At 36.5% G+C, this 19140-nt stretch carries 21 protein-coding genes; 9 read left to right on the top strand and 12 right to left on the bottom strand.

Annotated elements, in window-relative coordinates:
• Positions 1 to 18 precede the first annotated feature (18 nt).
• From OLM53_RS10525 to OLM53_RS10490, 8 genes are all read left to right on the top strand, one after another.
• Positions 19 to 1140 carry a hypothetical protein gene (locus OLM53_RS10525; protein ID WP_264520194.1) on the top strand — a complete coding sequence of 374 codons (1122 nt, stop codon included), beginning with the start codon at positions 19 to 21 and terminating at the stop codon, positions 1138 to 1140.
• A 6-nt stretch (positions 1141 to 1146) separates the two neighbouring features.
• Positions 1147 to 1563 carry a hypothetical protein gene (locus OLM53_RS10520; protein ID WP_264520193.1) on the top strand — a complete coding sequence of 139 codons (417 nt, stop codon included), beginning with the start codon at positions 1147 to 1149 and terminating at the stop codon, positions 1561 to 1563.
• A 228-nt stretch (positions 1564 to 1791) separates the two neighbouring features.
• Entirely contained in the window at positions 1792 to 3006 is a 1215-nt protein-coding gene (locus OLM53_RS10515; protein ID WP_264520192.1) for a hypothetical protein, read from the top strand.
• Positions 3007 to 3038: 32 nt separating this feature from the next.
• Positions 3039 to 3818 (top strand): T9SS type A sorting domain-containing protein, encoded by a 780-nt coding sequence (locus tag OLM53_RS10510; protein WP_264520191.1) that lies wholly within the window; start codon positions 3039 to 3041, stop codon positions 3816 to 3818.
• A gap of 143 nt (positions 3819 to 3961) precedes the next feature.
• On the top strand, positions 3962 to 5146 hold the full coding sequence (locus tag OLM53_RS10505) for a hypothetical protein (protein ID WP_264520190.1): 1185 nt from the start codon (positions 3962 to 3964) through the stop codon (positions 5144 to 5146).
• Positions 5147 to 5163: 17 nt separating this feature from the next.
• Positions 5164 to 5700, top strand: coding sequence for a T9SS type A sorting domain-containing protein (locus OLM53_RS10500; RefSeq protein ID WP_264520189.1), 537 nt, complete (start codon positions 5164 to 5166; stop codon positions 5698 to 5700).
• Positions 5701 to 5763: 63 nt separating this feature from the next.
• The gene (locus OLM53_RS10495) at positions 5764 to 6246 is read left to right on the top strand and encodes a T9SS type A sorting domain-containing protein (RefSeq protein WP_264520188.1); all 483 of its coding nucleotides are present in this window, start codon (positions 5764 to 5766) and stop codon (positions 6244 to 6246) included.
• A 6-nt stretch (positions 6247 to 6252) separates the two neighbouring features.
• Positions 6253 to 7731: a tail fiber domain-containing protein gene (locus OLM53_RS10490; protein ID WP_264520187.1), complete on the top strand. Its 1479-nt coding sequence runs from the start codon at positions 6253 to 6255 to the stop codon at positions 7729 to 7731.
• Between the two features lie 67 nt (positions 7732 to 7798).
• Here the strand turns inward: OLM53_RS10490 and OLM53_RS10485 are convergent, their stop codons facing one another.
• The 9 genes from OLM53_RS10485 to OLM53_RS10445 form a co-directional block, all read right to left on the bottom strand.
• Positions 7799 to 8368, bottom strand: coding sequence for a HupE/UreJ family protein (locus OLM53_RS10485; RefSeq protein ID WP_264520186.1), 570 nt, complete (start codon positions 8366 to 8368; stop codon positions 7799 to 7801).
• Between the two features lie 3 nt (positions 8369 to 8371).
• On the bottom strand, positions 8372 to 9556 hold the full coding sequence (locus OLM53_RS10480) for a DUF1566 domain-containing protein (protein WP_264520185.1): 1185 nt from the start codon (positions 9554 to 9556) through the stop codon (positions 8372 to 8374).
• Between the two features lie 9 nt (positions 9557 to 9565).
• Entirely contained in the window at positions 9566 to 11170 is a 1605-nt protein-coding gene (locus tag OLM53_RS10475; RefSeq protein ID WP_264520184.1) for a T9SS type A sorting domain-containing protein, read from the bottom strand.
• 18 nt (positions 11171 to 11188) lie between these two features.
• The gene (locus OLM53_RS10470; protein WP_264522444.1) at positions 11189 to 11611 is read right to left on the bottom strand and encodes a T9SS type A sorting domain-containing protein; all 423 of its coding nucleotides are present in this window, start codon (positions 11609 to 11611) and stop codon (positions 11189 to 11191) included.
• A 386-nt stretch (positions 11612 to 11997) separates the two neighbouring features.
• Positions 11998 to 12921, bottom strand: coding sequence for a metallophosphoesterase (locus OLM53_RS10465; RefSeq protein WP_264520183.1), 924 nt, complete (start codon positions 12919 to 12921; stop codon positions 11998 to 12000).
• Positions 12921 to 14582, bottom strand: a complete 1662-nt coding sequence (locus OLM53_RS10460; protein ID WP_264520182.1) for a T9SS type A sorting domain-containing protein — start codon at positions 14580 to 14582, stop codon at positions 12921 to 12923. The genes OLM53_RS10465 and OLM53_RS10460 overlap by 1 nt, the downstream gene beginning before the upstream one ends.
• Before the next feature lie 56 nt (positions 14583 to 14638).
• Positions 14639 to 15136 carry a Spy/CpxP family protein refolding chaperone gene (locus OLM53_RS10455; RefSeq protein WP_264520181.1) on the bottom strand — a complete coding sequence of 166 codons (498 nt, stop codon included), beginning with the start codon at positions 15134 to 15136 and terminating at the stop codon, positions 14639 to 14641.
• Between the two features lie 5 nt (positions 15137 to 15141).
• On the bottom strand, positions 15142 to 15432 hold the full coding sequence (locus tag OLM53_RS10450; protein WP_264520180.1) for a hypothetical protein: 291 nt from the start codon (positions 15430 to 15432) through the stop codon (positions 15142 to 15144).
• A 46-nt stretch (positions 15433 to 15478) separates the two neighbouring features.
• Positions 15479 to 16036 (bottom strand): RNA polymerase sigma factor, encoded by a 558-nt coding sequence (locus OLM53_RS10445; protein ID WP_264520179.1) that lies wholly within the window; start codon positions 16034 to 16036, stop codon positions 15479 to 15481.
• A gap of 243 nt (positions 16037 to 16279) precedes the next feature.
• Between OLM53_RS10445 and OLM53_RS10440 the strand changes: the two genes are divergently transcribed.
• Positions 16280 to 16990: an endonuclease/exonuclease/phosphatase family protein gene (locus OLM53_RS10440; RefSeq protein ID WP_264520178.1), complete on the top strand. Its 711-nt coding sequence runs from the start codon at positions 16280 to 16282 to the stop codon at positions 16988 to 16990.
• Positions 16991 to 17226: 236 nt separating this feature from the next.
• On the opposite strand, the gene tnpA is transcribed toward OLM53_RS10440, so the two are convergent.
• From tnpA to OLM53_RS10425, 3 genes are all read right to left on the bottom strand, one after another.
• The gene (gene tnpA, locus OLM53_RS10435) at positions 17227 to 17688 is read right to left on the bottom strand and encodes an IS200/IS605 family transposase (protein ID WP_264520177.1); all 462 of its coding nucleotides are present in this window, start codon (positions 17686 to 17688) and stop codon (positions 17227 to 17229) included.
• A 72-nt stretch (positions 17689 to 17760) separates the two neighbouring features.
• Positions 17761 to 17961: a hypothetical protein gene (locus OLM53_RS10430; protein ID WP_264520176.1), complete on the bottom strand. Its 201-nt coding sequence runs from the start codon at positions 17959 to 17961 to the stop codon at positions 17761 to 17763.
• Positions 17961 to 18728: a DpnI domain-containing protein gene (locus tag OLM53_RS10425; protein ID WP_264520175.1), complete on the bottom strand. Its 768-nt coding sequence runs from the start codon at positions 18726 to 18728 to the stop codon at positions 17961 to 17963. The genes OLM53_RS10430 and OLM53_RS10425 overlap by 1 nt, the downstream gene beginning before the upstream one ends.
• Positions 18729 to 19140 lie beyond the last annotated feature (412 nt).

The raw sequence follows: 19140 nt of genomic DNA, 5'->3' as shown, positions 1-19140 counted from the left end.
AATTAAAATCAGAATCAAATGAAAAAACAGACCCTAGTTATTGGATTGCTCTTTCTTTCCCTTAGCAACACCAGCGCCCAATTACTCAGTAAACTCAAAAAGGCAGCTAAAGATGTGAATAATGTTACTGAGACCGTTAAGACAGGTGAAGAAGTTTTAAAAAACGTTAAAAAGAAAACAGGTGCGGGCACGGGATCTGCTGGACTCAAATTAGACTGGACCACTTTCAAACAAACTCCAGCAATAACTTTTAGCTCTTTACTATACGGCACAAATGTTGGTCTAGAAGGATTAACCCACTTAGAAGGATATACCGCCACTTTTGTTCCAAATAAAACCATGAATGGAACAACTGTAGATGCTATTCATGACCAAGAAGATTACTTAAAAATCAAAGTCTTTAAAGATGGTCAATACCTAAACTATTTTGAATACTCAGGAACACAAACTTTTGATGATGGCAAAAAGACAAAATACAATGTGCCAAACAGTCGGTACCAACGTAACGGAGAATGGGTAGGAGACACTGACATCGATGCTAAAAAAAATGGTCCAGGAATGTACCGATTGGATTTTTATGCCGGAGACAAAATGTTCTATTCGTTTGATTTTGAAATTGCCAAACTAACCAATAACGATCCTTATGCTGCTATTAGCGAAATGTATGTGACTAGAGGTCCTTGGAATAATTACGCTTACATGAATTATGCCGATACAGGAAATTTAGTATTTGGATTTTACTTAAATCACGAAGAATTTCAACCAAACCCTGCCAACAACAGAAATACAAATAAAAGCGTGAAATGGGGTGTTAAACTATTTAAGGATACTAAATTATATGCACAACATTATGGTAATGGTATGAATACAGCTCAAGTAGAACAAGCCAAATGGAATGAAAACTCTTGTGCGTTTAAATTAATTGACAAACCAGGAGAAGTAAAGTTTGCCAGCTTACCTGATGGAGCCTATAAAGCAGAATTAACCATTGAAGGAGAGAAAAAACCTAGAGCCTATACTTTTTCTGTAAAAAACAATAGGATTGTTCAAAGTCCAGAACAAGATCGAGCTAAAAACACTGACCCAACGCATTTGATAGAAGGTTGGAATGATTACTTCTGGTTGAAAATGGAAAAATAGAGACTCTTGAAAACGGCATACAAAGTATTAGGAATTTTGGTCATCTTGATTGCTTTATCGGCATCGGTTGTAGCTATAAAAGCGTTTGAAAAAGAGGTTGGTTTTTTTTCTTTCGAATGGGAGTATTGGCTGCTGCAATTTTTAGAATTGATACTTATTGTAATCACCTTGTCCTTTGCAGTCCTCTTGTTTCGTCCCAATGTAAAATTGACATCCCATTTACTTTGGGCTACTGTACTAGTTTTGATTGTTATCTCTTGTATCTCATCCGGAATTAACAGAAACTTTGGAGGACTTGAAAGCTATAGCCTTTCAATAGTAACTGGCATTCCTGTTATTCTGTCTGGAGTATGTTCTTTATTAGTGATGAAAAACGACCAATCCTTATTTTACGATGAGTTTAAATCAAAGTTAAATGTTTGAAATTAGTAATGAATAAATCGTTTGTGTAATATTAAAAAAAGGAAGTTGCTCTGCACTATATATTTTTAATAATTTGTTAAAATGATTTAATAGTGTAGGTTTGCAGCCCAACATTTGAGTCTGGTTGAACAAAAAAACCACTATCTAGGAAATTAATACCAATAAAATAATTTATTAACTAAAATCTGATCCTAAAGTAGGGGGATGAAAAGCGAAACAAAAAACAAAATGAAAAAACAATTACTCTTTATGGCCATCGCCGGTTTATTTACCTCAATGGCTTCTGCAACCGACTTAATCGTAAGAGATGCTGGTGCAGGTGGTGCTTATGCAACAATTACAGCGGCAATTACAGCGGCAAATGATGGTGACCGAATTATCATTCGCCCAAAAGTAGGAAACGTTCCGTATCAGGAAAGTGTTTTGGTCAATAAATCACTAACATTTGTTACGGAGATTCAGGGAGATAAATACGAAATTAATGGTACGATTACCATCGAAGCCATGGAAAACAGAACGGTAACCATTCAGGATGCCTACATAGTCAACACCCAGTCGATTACTATGAGCGGTGCCGTTTCGGGATCAAGACAAAATGTAAACATTTTAAATTGTTTTGTTGCCGGAAACATTAACCTTGGTACTCCAGGTGTAACTGCTACTATCACCGGTAGTGATTGTGCTGCGATTAGCATAGTACATGGTATTGTTACGGCCAATGCTACCAAGAGAATTACATTGGTAGACGATACTTTTGCTATTGCAGGAACAGGAGATGTTTACATTATCGCCAATAAGGTATCCTATCCTGCCTCTGGAAACTATGTTGACAATTTAGTAACGTTAGGGTCTGGTAAATATGCATTCCATGTAATGAATAACTTCATCAATGATGGTTTGGGTGGCCCTAGTTTAACGGTAACTAAAGTTAAGGCAGCTACCACAAATGAAATTTACAATAATTTTCTTTATACGAATAAGGTAAATGAATATGGCATAACTATTAGCGCAGCGGATATAGCCAACATTAGCATCGTGAACAATGCTTTTGATTTTGGAAGCACGGCAGGAGTAATTAATTCGCTTTCCTCTGCACCTTATGTTCTGGTTCAGTATAACATCAATGAAGCGAGCACGTTAGGCACTTCATTTATTTCAACAAATGTTGATGTTAACACGAACAATATTTCAGGCCCTTATAATTTTTCATCTAATACGGGCGTTGCATCGGGAACTATTATAAATGGTGGAAATCCTGATAATACTTTTGCTGACATCGATTTAACAAGAAGTGATATGGGACCAACAGGTGGTTCTTATGCCTGGAGTAATTACTGGACTGGAGTAACCAGCAAACCACATGTGTTTTTCCTGAATACGCCAAGAACAATCTTTAACGGAACTACTACTTTCAGTTCCAACGGAACTGCTGTTACTAAATAATTTTATTTTAAACTAAACTATAATTTACGACTATGAATAAAATTAAATATATACTACCAATCCTATTGTGCGTTTGTATGAACTCCTGGGGACAAGTAGTATCAAAGACAGAATATTTCTGGGATACCGATCCGGGCGAAGGTAATGGGATTGTTTTTAATGCTACCGATGGCAGCTTTAATGCCAATCTTGAATCATTTTCATCAAGTACAATTGCTGTGCCTGCCACCACAGGGCTGCACGTTTTTAACGTTAGATCTAAAGACTCCAACAATCAATGGGGACCTGTAAATAAACAAGTGGTTTATGTGAATCCGGCAATTTTGGGTACTAACGCAGTACCAACTTTATCACAAGTTGAATATTTCTGGGACACCGATCCCGGAGAAGGCAATGGTTTGCCATTTACTGCTACTGATGGAGACTTTAGCAGCACTGTAGAAAAATTTGTAAAAACAGATGTAAGCATAGTAAACCCCTTAGGATTACACGTTTTGAATGTACGAGCCAAAGATAACACAGGGGTCTGGGGTCCGGTAAATAAACAGGTTATTGTAATAGAAGCTGTTTTAAGTATCAATCCGAATACTCTTGCTGATAGTTACTATTTCTCTCCTAATCCGGGAACAACAGTAATTCGATTCAACAAGGATATTGAGAGCGTTATCATTGTTGATCTTAACGGAAGACAAATGGTAACATCAACAGCTAATAATGAAGTAAATATCGAAGGATTAGCTATCGGAACTTACCTACTGAAAGTAACTACACCGGAGGGACTTACATTCAACAAAAAAATGATCAAACGATAATTCGTTTAATCTCTTATAAAACAAAAGCCAGTCAAAGACTGGCTTTCTATTCCTTTGATGTTAAAATTTAGTACTTTAAAAAAAATAAAAGTCGATATTTGGGCTCTCAAAAAACAAATAACAATTAATACAAACCTTATTCAATGAAAAAACAATTACTTTTTATGGCACTTGTAGGGCTTATTACCTCAATGGTTTCTGCTGCTGATTTACACGTTAGAAACTTAGGTGCTGGTGGTGCTTATGCAACTGTAGGTGCTGCTATTACAGCTGCGGCCAATGGAGACCGAATCATCATCCAACCCAAAACTAACGGTACTGCTTATGTTGAAAATCTGACCATCAACAAATCCTTGACTTTCGTTTCGGAAACTATTTACAACAAATATTTTATTCAGGGATCTATTAATATTACTCCATCAGCTGGAAGAGTAGTTACCTTTAATAATTTAAGCTCTGGAAATTTTACGATTTATAATGTTACGGTTACCGGAGCTACTACCGGAGGAAGAACTACCGTAAACTTATACAACTGTTATTTGAATAATGTAGATGGAAGTTTTCCTAATACTACAACAAATATATCAGGATGCAATGTTATAGGCTATATTGCTATTTCACACGGAAGAGTTACCGGAAATACCTCAGGGTCTTTAAGTGCTTATAGTCAGGGGACAGATACCAGTCTTGCCACAAGTGATGTTGAATTTATAGGAAACGCTACTACAAGTGGAATCACCAATCAACAAGACAGTTATAACTTTAAATTCTGGAATAACTTTACATCAGGCATCTATGCATACAAGATAAAAGCCGGTGGATCTGATGAAATTATTAATAATACCATTTACCAACCTAACGGTGGCGATGTTGCTCCAATCTACATTGATATTGCTAATGCCAATACTGCAGGGAATATTACCATCATGAACAACGCGGTTTCTTTTGTGGTAGGTCAAACCACGGCCTGTATAGAATACTACGGTATTGCAACAGTAACAGCAACCTACAATGTATTTACCAATGCATTCGTAACCTCTGGCAGTCCTATAACGCAAAGCAATAATACAGGAGCAGTCAATATGAGTTTTAACAATACTACTTATACCGTAACGGGAGGGAATGTTAATGCTGGAAATCCATCGGTATTGTACACCGATTTAGACTTAACCCGAAACGATGCAGGTCATTATGGAGGCTCGAACAGTTGGGCTAATTATTGGGGACCTGATTCAGGAGCTATGCCTCAAATTAACTATTTGGTTACTCCAAGACAGATTTTAAACACTAGTACATTGAACGTTACTGGTTCAGGTTTTTCTAAATAATTTTAAAGATACAACAGATGAAGAAATTTATATATACTCTAGCGGCTTTCTTAACCATAGGCCTTTGCTCAGCTCAATCCACCATTTTACAAGCCGAATATTTCTGGGATACGGATCCAGGATACGGATTAGCTACTCCTGTTTTAGCCACAGACGGAACCTTTAACAGCGCTTTTGAACAACTAACCAAAACCGGAATTACATTACCATCTCTTGGACTGCATGTTTTTAACATCCGTATCAAAGACAATAGTAACGGATGGGGACCTGTTTTCAAAAATGTAATTAGTGTACAAACTAGTTTAGCCACTGCCGATTTAGATTTAAAGAACGTGGTGCTTTATCCTAACCCAGTAAAAGACATGCTGAACATCAGTGGAGAAAAAAATATCACCATTGTGGCTGTTTATAATGTACTAGGTCAAGAAGTTCTAACGAAATTTTTTAATAGTAACGAAGTAGCCTTTGATATCTCAAGCCTAACCTCAGGGACGTATTTCGTAAAAGTATACGCCGATGGTTTGGTAAAAACTATGAAAGTGATTAAAGAGTAACCTGATAGTAAAATCTGGTTTTCTTTATCAACATATCATTTAGAACTTAATTTTTAAATAGAAATGAAACAAAAACAAGTACTTCTAATAGCATTATTGGTAATGTCAGTATGTTCTGCCGGCTTTGCACAACAAGCGGTTGTTGCTTCGGGAGGTAATGCAACAGGCTCTGGAGGTTCTTCGAGTTACTCTGTAGGCCAAGTGGTTTATACAGTGAATTCAGGGGCTAACGGAAGAATTACTCAAGGGGTGCAACAGCCTTTTGAAATATCCACTTTAGGAACAGACAATTTGCCAACTGCAAATATCAATCTAATAGCTTTTCCTAATCCAACTAATGACATTCTTCTATTGTCTGTTGAAAATTACGATACCAATACCTTGGTTTATCAACTCTTTGATGTTACTGGTAAAGCAATTAAAAATGGTAGCCTTAACAGAAATCAAACTGAAATTGATATGAGCCAAACGGCAAGTGGAGTTTATCTACTAAACATTACCAAAGATTCTGGAAAAATTAAAACCTTTAAAATCATAAAAAACTAATCACACATGAAAAAAATAATTACCCTTTTAGTAGTATTTGCATCTGTGACCATTTGGGCACAAGCACCAGAAAGAATAAGTTATCAAGCTGTAATCCGCAATGCGAGTAATGCCCTAGTAACCAATACCAATGTACGTATTCGTGTCAGCATTCTGCAAGATGTGGTTACAGGGCCTGCGGTGTATGTCGAAACCCACAGTACTGATACCAACAGCAACGGATTAGTTAGTTTGGAGATTGGTGGAGGAACTGTTGTTTCCGGAGATTTTTATGGAATCAATTGGGGAACCAATACCTTTTTTATCAAAACAGAAACGGATCCAACAGGAGGTACCAATTATACCATCACTGGAACTAGTCAATTCCTAAGTGTGCCTTACGCTTTATACGCACAAAGTGCGGGAGCGAATAACTTACAACAAGTTTTAGACGCCGGGAATACCGCAACAAAAACGTTAAACAGTACGGCTTCAAATGGTCTTTCATTGACTTCAAACACAACAACAGCAAGTCCGGTATATCGCGGAATAGTAAGCACAATGTCAAGCACCACTGCCCTAGCCAGAGGAGTACAAGGTGTTTCCAATGGCAATAATGCTCAGGTAAATGTTGGATCTGCCGGTTTTGCCAGCAATTCATCACTATTAAGTAACGGTTTATATGGTTTTGCTTCGGGTACTTCAGATAATTATGGAGTATGGGGAATAGGTCAAAATGCTATTGGAGATAAAGAAAACCGTGGAGTTATGGGTTACGCTATAACTTCAACAGCAACAGGATGGAATTATGGAACTACGGGTTTTACGGGTGGTTCTGAAATAGCCAACATCGCCTTGGGTGGTTATGCGGATGCTGCAGGTTCAACTACAGGTGACAATTATGGAGTTAGTGCCAGAGCTACTGCTGTTTCAACTACAGGAACCAATTATGGAATATATAGCGAGGCTGCTAATGGAGCTACTAACTACGCCGGATTTTTTAATGGTGATGTTACAATAACCGGAACCTTTGTACAACCTTCCGACCGTAAACTTAAAAAAGACATCCATACTATTGGATCTGCATTAGACAAAATCAATGCATTAGAACCAGTAAGTTATCTGTATGATGGCGATAAAACTAAAGGACTTAATTTACCTAAAGGGTTACAATATGGTTTTATTGCTCAGGATTTAGAAACCGTTTTTCCTAACTTGGTTACCAAACAAGTATTAAATTTAGCTACCACAGGTAAAGGAAACAAAGGAAATACCATTGTAGATGCTGAAGGGAATGTCGTTGTTGCTGAGGGTTCTAATGCCACTGACAGTTCCTCAAATAAGGGTACTAAAGAAGAATTCAAAGGAATCAACTATACCGGGTTAATCTCTATTCTGACTCAAGGTATAAAAGAACAACAAGCAGAAATTAAAGACTTGAAAGCTCAAAACGAAGCACTTGAACAAAGAATGCAACGTTTAGAAAAATTGCTTCTTAAACAATAACGATTATTATTTATAATAAAGAAAGCCTAATACGAAAGTGTTGGGCTTTTTTGTTTGCTCTAACGGTTTAAATTAAAAGCACTCTTTCAATAGTCCAATACAAAGCGATACAGGCAATGATACTGGAAATCGGATAAACGATTCGTTCTTTATAATAACTCTTGTTTGAAAACCATTTACTGATTAAAAAATAAGCCGTAAGTATCACCATAACTTGTCCTAATTCTACTCCGAGATTGAAAGAAAATAAAGCCGCAAAAAAGTGATTATTTGGAATGCCTATTTCTTTTAATACGTTGGCAAACCCCATTCCGTGTAGTAACCCAAATAGAAAGATGAGAATTAGTCTATAGGGATTCACTTTGTCGTGAATGATATTCTCTATTGCCGTAAAAAGTATAGAAATCGCTATGAGGGGTTCAATGTAATTTGCATTGGGAAGAATCAAACCTGAGGCTGCTAACCCTAGTGATAAACTGTGAGCCAAGGTAAAAACAGAACATTGTATGATGACCGATTTAATTCTTGAATTCAAAAAAAACAAGCATAAAATAAAGAGTATATGATCCAACCCTAGTGGAATTACATGAGTAAAACCTAAAGTAAGGTAGTGCATAATCATCTCTGAATAGGGCATGCTTTATTCTTTAATAAGTTTACTTCTAGTAACGATATTCGATATTATTTTTAAGATATAAATCCCTTTCGCTAAAGAAGAGAAATCTTGTTTACTAATATTTTTACCAGCATATAGTTGTTTCCCACTTTCATCGAACAATTCAAAATATTCATTCCCTAAAGTATTAGAAACATTTATTTTCGATTGAAATGGATTGGGAAACACTTTAAAAGAATGGTCTTCTTGAATAACAGTAGCATTGTTTAAAGTACTCGGATTCCCTCTCACACAAATAACATAATTGCTATTGGCTTTAACATCATAAGTAGTAATTCCGAATTGGGTATTCCAATACCAGGCACTAGAGGGATTGGTAGTATTCGGTTTTAAAGTGGTAGAAGACCAATAGTTTTTTACTCCAATGGAACCAAAGAATGCAGTATTTACAGAGGGATTGGTTACACTTTCATCGTTTAGTGATTGCAATTCTTTAATATTGGGCAATCGCCAATCTGAAGTGCTTCCTAAAGTTAATCCTTCTGCATAAGTTAAGGCTTGTTCCCAAGTCATCGCCGAAGCATTGGGTACTTTTTGCCATGTTAGTTGGGTTAGATTATCTGTTATTGTTCCATCTCCGTTATCTGTAAAATGATTAGCAAGTACTATTGAGGGAACCATATCTCTCACAGCTCTGACATGAAATCTTTTTGTCCCACCAGCACTAATAGTTTCTGATTTAGGATGATTTCCTATTCCGCCACCTGCATTGGTACACCAAACTTTAGTATTATCTCCAGCTTGAAACTTGCTTGTCCACCAATACTCAGCAGCACTTGCCGTAAAATAAGTGGTATTCATGGCGGGGTTATTGTTTTGCAATATTTGCAGACTAAATGCTTCTAAAGGCGTTGGCAATCTCCAATCTGAAAATCCGCCTAACACTAGTCCATCACAATAAGAGGTAGCATTTTCAATAGTCATTTCCCCTCCATCCACTTGTTGCCACATCAAACCAGTTACAGTATCAGTAATGGTTCCGTTTCCATTATTGGTATAAGAAGGTGTGTTGATACTATAATCATTATCTTCTCCAAAGGTATTGGTATAACTTGCAGTCTGTCCTGTATCGGGTAACAAGGCAATCGATTTAGTCACACTTTGTGAAAATGAAACAGCAGTTATTAAAACAAAAATTAGTCTTTTCATAGGAAGCACTTATTGAATCAACATTTTTTTGGTAACTAATGTCCCCGGAAACTGAATCTTTACTAAATAAGTTCCTTTAGCTAAATTTCGAATATCAATAGCCGATTTGAATTTTTCTACTTTTAAGACCACATCTCCTTTGATGCTATAAATCATAATATTTTGTACCTCATCTTGTAAACTATCGTTTCCTAAATTAATGTTGAGAACCTCCTTTACTGGATTCGGATACAAATGTATGTTAGGCTCTGAAACAAATGTACTATTGTTTAAAGTGGGAACTGTACATTGGGCAAAACCGTTATAATTTGTGGTTGTCGTTCCTGATGGGGTAACATAATTGAAGGTGTAGGTGGTGTTATTCCAACTAAAATTTGTAGCATAACCAGGTGTTCCGTTCAAACTATAGGACAAGTTATAGCCATTGTTGATGGTATTAGGGACACAAGAAGTAATTAAAGCGCCGCTCAATGGTGTCCAATTTTCATTTCTAACAGGATGTGCTGCCGCTTGTGGAATTAATTGATAAGTGGCATCTTCGGTAACTTGGCCCACAAAATTAGCAATCATATAAGGTGCCGTTGCAGTTCCATGATAATGATATACTCCGTTACTTCCATAATGCCCATGATTAGCATCTAATGTTGCCATTGGAGAACCATCTGGTTCAACGCTACCATATACAGCATATCCGTCTAAAGCAAAAGCACAAGGCAAATTAGTAGTCGTTTGTCCCAAAGTATATAAATGCGTTGGTGCTATATGATAATGATAATCATCTCCACGACCACAATGGCCTCCATAAGTATCAAGTTGCCCATCTAAATAAGAATCGACTCCTGTATTAGTATGATAGTTAAAAATAGCTACACCGTTAGCCGCAATAGCAATAGCGCCTCGTGTAAAATGAACATTATCGATAGCAATTGGTGTACTGGCCACGACTGGATTTAAAGGAATACTCCAATGATTATTTCCGATGTAGCACTGCGGATTAGGCACTTGTTGTTGCCATCCATGATTAGAAATACCGACCATCATAGTGTGATTAGGAATCCCTTTACTTTCAACATAAAAATAGGTGTTGTCCCAGGAAGTAGCCACATTGGGAACAAAGGGTAGGAATGCCGAATTTACAAAGTTAGGGTCTGTAGTAGTAACCATTTTTTTGGTAAAACTATATAAGGTCATTAGGATTCCGATGCCAAGTATTGGCGCTAAATATTTCACTTTATTTCGGCTTCCTGCTTTATAAAACCAAAAGGCTAATGCCAATAACAAGAGCACTATTCCCATCAGTTTAACTCTAAAGACTTCTTTGCTTTCAGTAGCGTTTTGTGTACTATTCATGTTGAGAGCTACAACTTGTTCTTCTCTTTGCTTTACATAAATTTGATCTGCTTCAGAAAGAGTGTTCAATGGATAAGACCTTATGTTGTTTTGAGCATCTTCAATATACACCTTCCCATCTTTCATCATAGAGAACGACCCATCAATAAAACGATGTTCTTTTTGAATGTTCCAATGTCTTAAAACCTGATTTTGATAGTTGATGGTATGTGCCATAGCTGACAAACCCAACAAAAAAACGAAAAACACCATTACTCTTTTCATGACCTTACTGTAATTAAATTATCTTTTTACTATTATTTTACCCGTACTAAGTGTCCCTTTTTCTCCAGTTATTTTATAGATGTAAATCCCATTGGCCACCTCATCACCGGAATTGTTTTTTCCATCCCAAATGACCTCAAACTTTCCTTCGTTAATTTGATTATCGGTCACTAAATTTTTCACTAATTGCCCTAATTCATTATAAATAGTAATAGAAATTTGCTCGGCTGTAGCTAAGGAAAATTCTATTTTAGTTTCTGTGGCTAGTGGATTCGGATATATTATTTCATCCTTATAATTGGTATTCCATATTACCGGACTACTAACTCCTAAGTTGTAACAATTATTCAATCCTATAGTATACGTTGCCGAAATATCTTTGTTATGTCGAGTGGCATTTTCATTAGCGGGAAGATAAGCTCGCACATAATCAACTTGCATTTGGGTACCACTTACGGTGACTTTAAGATGCCCCGAATTACCAACGATTTGTCCAGCTAAATAGCCATAATCGGCTGCTTGATTAGGGTAATTAAAGTTGGGTAAACTAGGCTGAGGGGTTTCTTGGTACACCAAACAATCTTTGTCTTGCTTTACAAATAAATGATCATGTCCGTGAAAGAAAATAGTAACATGATTATCCATTAATAAATCTTTTATAGGCTTGTACCATCCTTGTCTATTAGTAGCAAAGCCCGGTGTCACTCCGTCTAAATTCATCCCTCCCCATTCATACTTATCAGCAAATTCGATACCCCCACGTCCTTCTGCATCTCCTCCAACCATTTGATGAGCAAAGACAAATTTGAATTTAGCATTACTATTTTCTAAAGTGGTTCTAAGCCAATTGTATTGTGTAGCTCCCAATGTCCAATTCCAACCTGTGGTAAGAGTAGGTTTCGGATTGGTATTCCAATAAGGATCAATAACCACAAACAAAGCATCCCCCAAGTCCAGGAATAATAAGCGTTCCTTTGAGCTGATGTATTGTTTGGTCCAACATAATTTTGTAGTGTAGTGTCTCCAGAGTAAAACCCATCAGGTCCCGGATTTAAAAAATACTTTTGTCTTTCTTGTGTTCCCCAAACGGCAATATTATTAGGAGTTCCATTTAAGTTCCAACCAGCCTCTCCTTCATGATTTCCTAAAGCAATAAACAACGGAACCGAGTGGCATATAGTTTCATAATACGAGCGCAATAAGTTACAACGAAACGGAATGGTATCACGTGGAATGGTATTGGTAGTTAAGTTCTTTAGTTTGTCAGTCATTAAAAAATCTCCTAAATCAATCATGAAATCAGGATTGTCTTCTAACTGATTTTGCAAACATCTTTGATATAAAGCAGGATCCGATGAGGCGTCCAAATGTGGGTCTGCTTGCACCACAAACGTGAAGGCGCTACCAAGTTGTCTTTGCGTATGGAAGTTATGTTCTGGTTGGGTTGAAAAAGTAGTATCCCCAGGGTTTCTGTAAATTACACGGTAGTAATATTTTGTGTTTGGCTGCAAACCATTAATAGTCATTTCTGCTGGTTCATTAGCAATACAAGGCTGCCAACTACTTTGCACAGTATACGACCCACTAGTAGTGCCGTATTGAACAGCCATTTCTGCTGGAGTGGAAAAAAACATTTTTAAAGTAATCCCAGTATCTCTAGGTTTTCCTAATATTTCTGGTCGGGATATTGTTTGTGCACTAGCATTTAAATTCACAAGCAGTACCATAATAGCATATAAATACCGATTCATTATCTGAAGTGTTTAATGATTATTTTTTTCGTTAGATTTTTATTTCCGTCTATTTCTAAAAAGTAAATACCATTTGGAATAGCTTCTGTATTGCATTCATTGGTATCAAATGTTGTAATGATTTGTCCAAGAATATTAGTTATTTGATAGTGATGATTCGTCGAATTATCCTCAAAAGAAATATAGAGTTTAGCATTTGCTGGATTAGGGTAAACCCATACTTTAGCCTTTGGATCACCTACTCCATCGGTGTTCAAGTTACAAGTCCCAACAGTGTAGGAGTAACCAATTTCACCATTGGTATGACCTGTAGAACCTGTAGTTCCAGGGATGTATGATTTAACATAATCTACGGTAACACAATTTGGAGTAACATTCACTTTTATATGTCCCGTACCGTCTAATGTCACATCGGTGTAGGCAGTAGCATTGGCAGTATAACCAAAAGTATAAGTAGCATCACTTGGCATAGGCACTTCTTGATAGACTACCCCATTAAGTTGTTCTTTGGCAAACAAATGGTCGTGCCCTTGAAAGAAAATATCCACCCCAGCATCTACAAATACTTGATGAATCGGTTTTCCCCACCCTGGACGGTATTGATCAAATTTATACTGATTGCCTTGCATTCCGCCCCATTCATTTCCAGTGGCAGTGCTGATTCCCCCTCGCCCTTGTCCTCGAGTATGATGTGCAAAAACAAACTTATGGGTTGCTGTACTAGTTTCTAGCACATTTCGCATCCATTGGTATTGGGTATACCCCAAAGTCCATTCCCAATTTAGTGGTTTCGAACCATCAACTGGTGCAGTTCCTGGAAATATTTCAGTCCGATACACATCCAACACTACAAATAGCGCATCCCCCCAAGTCCAAGCATAATAGTTCTCCGGCAAATCCATTCCAAAACCTTCTGCATTGCTATTGCCACTGTAAAAACTATTAGGAAACGGATTCGGATAATAATATTTTCTCCATAGTGTTCCCCACACTCCAATTGCATTAGGAGCTGCAGGTAAATTATTGGTAGCTGTGGTGTAAATCCCATTCACATTTAAATAGTAATCATTCTCAGCATCGTGATTTCCTAAACAGACGTAAAAAGGAACCGAATGACATAGCTGCCCTAAATATTGTCTGTAGTTTTTATGTAAAACATTCATATCAGCACTAGTAGTAGTGGTGGGTGTGTGGTCATCGCCAAAAATATCTCCTAATGACAACATAAAATCAGGGTTCTCAGCCGCTTCATTAGCCAAGGTTACTTGATACATCCCTGCATCGGCATAATTATTATATAAATGCTCATCCGCTTCTACAGTAAAAGCAAAGGAGCTTCCTGGAGCACGTTGGGTATGAAATTTATATTCTGCTGTTGGTGTGTAATTAGTAGCTGTCCCCACTTTATACTGCATTCTATAGTAGTATTGTGTGTTGGGAGCCAATCCTGTTACCTCTACCTCATCTGGCACATCAGCCGTATTGGTATAGATTGCAGTGGCGTTTGGATAACTACCACTTTGTGTCCCATATTCTAAATAATAAGTAACCGCTTGATTGAATAAAATACTGGCGGTTATAGAAGTATCTGTTGGTCTTCCTAAAATAATTGATTTTTCTTGTGCCTTGCTATGGATAGTAAAGCATAAGAGTGTTATCATTACCCAAATCTTTTTTAAAGTACTATTCCTTTCTTTTTTCCTCATCATTCTCTTTTTTATCGTTTTATAGGTTGGTTATCAGGTCTGAAATAATCGCGAATTTCTTTTACTAAACTTTCAAATCGCTCTTGCTGTTGTGGACTACAAATCGCTTTTAGTTCTTTGGCCTGACTGTAGCGAAGTAATTCCATTTTATATTCGTTACTAGCTATTCTTTTGGCCAACATCATGATGGTAGATTCATTCGTTTCCTTATTAAACATCTCCTGATTCATGGCATCTTTATCGTCCTTGATAGTTTGCTTTAATTGGATTTCTTTGTTAAAATAGTCTTCCCTAATCGCGTCGAATTGCTTTACTTGTTGGTTGTTTAATTCCAATTCCTGTTTTAAAATACCTGACACATCCTTGTACTTTTCGTTTTTAGGAAACAAGAGAGGTTCGTGTCTTGGTTTAAGCTCTTTCCAAACAAAGAAACTTACCAATGCCAAGTTCAGAAGTACTAGAATGGCAATGGTTCGTGTTAATACTTTATGCTGACTAAAAATATCCATCTTGATTAATTTGAAGTAATTAATAATTCACTAGAAATCACTTCCAAATTAGTGGTACGTGGCGTTTCGGTTTGTGGCGTTTTCATAAGCGAAAACAATACAAAGAGACCATTAACCAATACTAAGCCTACCAAAACTAAAGAATAGTGACCTCTTGCACTAGGTTGGGCTTGATGTGTTAATTGAAGTCTTGTTTGCATGGCTATATCCCAATTTTGAGACGCTGAAATAGGGGCTAACGATTCAAATTCTTGAAGCTTTTGAATCACTTTTTCGTTTAGTTCAGGTGTTTTCATAAAATGGCATTTTGTATTTAGACGATAGTAAAATTAATAACTGGCACTAGGTGTCTTTATTTTTTAAAATAGTAGTAAGCTCTTCTGCGGTTTTCTTTTTGGCTCGGTGAATTAAACTCTCCACCGCTATGGTCGTGGTATTCATGATTTCGGCTATCTCTTTGTTGGTAAAGCCTTCTATTTTACTCAAGGTAAACGCTACTCTTTGATTTTCGGGCAAAGTGTTTAAAACAGTACTTATTTCACGGAATCTTTCCTCCTCCTGCAAGGCTTTATCGGGCATCGAGTCTCCTGCAATCCACGGAATAATAGTATCAATATGAAGCAGTTTCCCTAATGAAGATATTCTTTTTTTACGGTTGCGTTTTTTGATTTCATCCAGGCATTTGGTGACTGTGATTCGGTAAATCCATGTCGATAGTTTGGCGTCGCCCCGAAAAGAAGATATGGATTGGTAAATTTCAATAAACACTTCTTGCGAAATGTCTTCGGCATCTTCTTGATTTAATAAAAACCGATAACAAGTATTGATGACACTATTTTTATGTAGTGCTACCAGTTCCTCGAATGCGGCTTTCTCGTTCTCTTTTAGTCTATTAATCAAGTAAGTAAAATGCTTTAGCCTTTTAGACGATTTCTGCAGTTGCTTCTTGCACTACAACCGCTTAAAATACTAGTTGTTGATAGGCTCTTTTGAATTACTAAAAGGTAATGAATTGTCCCTTATCCTTTTACTCCACATAAATAGCCTGTTTCAAATTTAGGAAAATCAAGGGAGCTTAAGACCATTTGGGGTTCTCCTTTTCATTTTTACCTATTTTTGTTCTTACTACAACACTCCCACCCCATGAAAATCATCACGTGGAATTGCAATATGGGTTTCCGAAAAAAGGCAGGCGTTATCTTAGCCCATCAGCCGGATATCCTAGTGATTCCCGAATGTGAAAACTTAGATAAAGTAACCTTTGCCGAAGGCCTACCACTCGCCACAGATAGCTTATGGCACGGTAAAAACCCACATAAAGGACTGGGTGTTTTTGGGTATAATGGCTACCAACTGCAATTGCTCGACTGCCACAACCCCAACTTCAAAACCATCTTACCCATAGCAGTAACAAGAGGCGAAACTGATTTTATACTCTTTGATATTTGGGCCAACAACCCCGAAGACAAAGACGGCCCTTATGTAACCCAGATTTGGAAAGCCCTAAAGCACTACGACCATTTACTCTCGGATACTAAAACCATCCTGATAGGCGACTTTAACAGCAACGCCATTTGGGACAAACCAAGAAGAGAAGGCAACCACTCCGCCCTAGTAGCGAAACTAGCCGCCAACGATATTCAGAGCACCTACCACACCTACTACAACCAACAACAAGGCCAAGAAGCCCACCCCAACTTTTACCTCTACCGCCACCAAGACAAACCCTATCATTTAGACTACTGCTTTGCCTCGCAAGATTTTATAAAAACCCTAAAGAAAGTTACTGTTGGTACTTATGAAGACTGGACGAGGTTTAGTGATCATAAGCCTTTGATGGTGGAGTTTGAGTAAGTATATTTAGTATACCACACGAAAGGATTCGTGCGGTAGCGGGGGGAAGTATAGTGACCATAAACCTTTGATGGTGGAGTTTGGGTAAGTATATTTAGTATGCCACACGAAAGGATTCGTGCGGTAGCGGGGGTATCGAAGGACGATTTTTACCTTTAAAATAATCCCGTTAGGGATTTAATATTGGTAGAGAATTAATGTTAGAATGAATTAAATCCCTTTAGGGATGATATAAATTACGTAGGTTCTTTAAATATATACCGATCATCATAATCTATCTCAAACAAATTTAAAAACTCTAAATATTCATCTCTAAACGTTTTTACCGCATGATGTTTCTCTTGATTTTTAATATAATCAATAACAGAATTTACTTGAGATTTGGAATAAGAAAACGCTCCATACCCCTCTTGCCATTCAAACTTTGCTTTTAAAAATTTCTTTTCATTTATCCATTTTGAAGAATTCCCTTTAATGTCTTGCAATAAATCAGATACTGATTGTGTCGGACGCATTCCAATAAAAACATGAATATGGTCAGGCATACCGTTTATTGCTAATAATTTATGATTGTTATTTTTAATTATACCCACAATATATTGATATAATTCATCTTTGAATGAAGAATGTATAAGGCCATCACGGAATTTAACCGCGAAAACAAATTGAATGTGAATTTGTGTATAGGTATTGGCCATTTTATATCATCCCTAGCGGGATTTTGGGTTTACGCTTAATAAATTACTACCGCTATTAAATCCCTAAAGGGATTATTTAATTTCGTAACAAATGAATTCAGCTATGTTAAACTCCGAATCAATTATCCATTCATTTTCTATTAATAGTTTTTTTAACGCTTCATTTTCGTTAGCAACATTGTCAACAATTCCAATAACTTGTAAGTTTTCAATTTCCGCGCCATTAGGAGCAGAGGTATTACCTTCTGGGGTTATGAATATGTATTTTTTCATTAGTCTATTTTCTTGTAGGTTCCCCTTCCATTAAACTCAATAATTCCTTTGTCTCTCAAAAGCTGAAGTTGCTGTCTGATTTTATCTCTTATAAAGTTATTATTTGGATATTTTATTTTTAATTCACTTTCAAAGTTATAAATATCTTTTAGTGTAAAATCTTTATTTGGTATTTTTTCAATGCAATATAATATCTCTAAAATCCATCCTTTTGTATCTGAACTTTTATTTCTTATAAATGTTGTTTTATTGAAGGCAGTTTGAACAATTGCAGGACTAATTATTTTGGATTTTTCAACTAGAAATATTTTGCCAAGTTCTGATACTTTCGATAGGTCAATATTGCAACCTGTCCAACCTGCTCTTATTGCAGTTTCAGACAAAGGCTTTCTTTTAATAATGATGTCAGGGGTAAAAAATTGTTTGGGAATTATTAAAAAATTATCAACTGCCAACTCTTTATTATACGTTAAAAAGAAAAAATTTGGGTTTGTCTCAGAAGTTATCCTATTTGTCATGGTATCATAAGCCCCGTCAGTTATAGTTGTGCTGAATTTTCCACTCTTACTTTTTAACTCAAATTCTTCTGTGCATTTTACGCAATAAAAATCGGCAACTGGTCTGTTGTTTTCAAAATCATTTAAAGGTTTTTCACCACAACTAGGACAATACGAATTTTTCTTTACCCAATCTTCAGTAAGGACCCTTGCAATTTGAGAATTACTAGAATATCCTTTAGCTAATTCAATATTAAAATTTAAATCCATTTACTATTTCAGAAAAGGTTTTGCTTGCATAAAGTTCTTTGGTTTCTGCTAAAATAAGAAATATACAGTAAGCGATAGTAAGCGTTTTGTTTACTTTTCAACAAAATAAAATTGCCATTTTTAAACTGTTATTGTCGTTTGAGGTTTGTTATCCAACCTGCAAAAAATATAAAAAAGTAACTCCCCTACTTTTCCTTGCATTTGCTACGTTTTTCTTCACTCTTCCTTCCTACCTACTCCATACCTAGTCCATAGCTAGTCCATAGCTAGTCCATAAAAAAGCTATTATTTTATGGAGTAGCTATGGATTGGGTATGCATTCCCTATGAAGTAGTTACGAACCAGTTTGGCACAAAAATTGATAAAGTATTTTATAAAACGGAGTAAAGCAATTTTTTAAATCATTACGTTA

Origin of the sequence: Flavobacterium sp. N1994, assembly GCF_025947145.1 — a bacterium.
Lineage (GTDB): Bacteria > Bacteroidota > Bacteroidia > Flavobacteriales > Flavobacteriaceae > Flavobacterium.
Note: the sequence above shows the minus strand (reverse complement) of the source record. Positions and strands in the feature narration are given on the sequence as shown.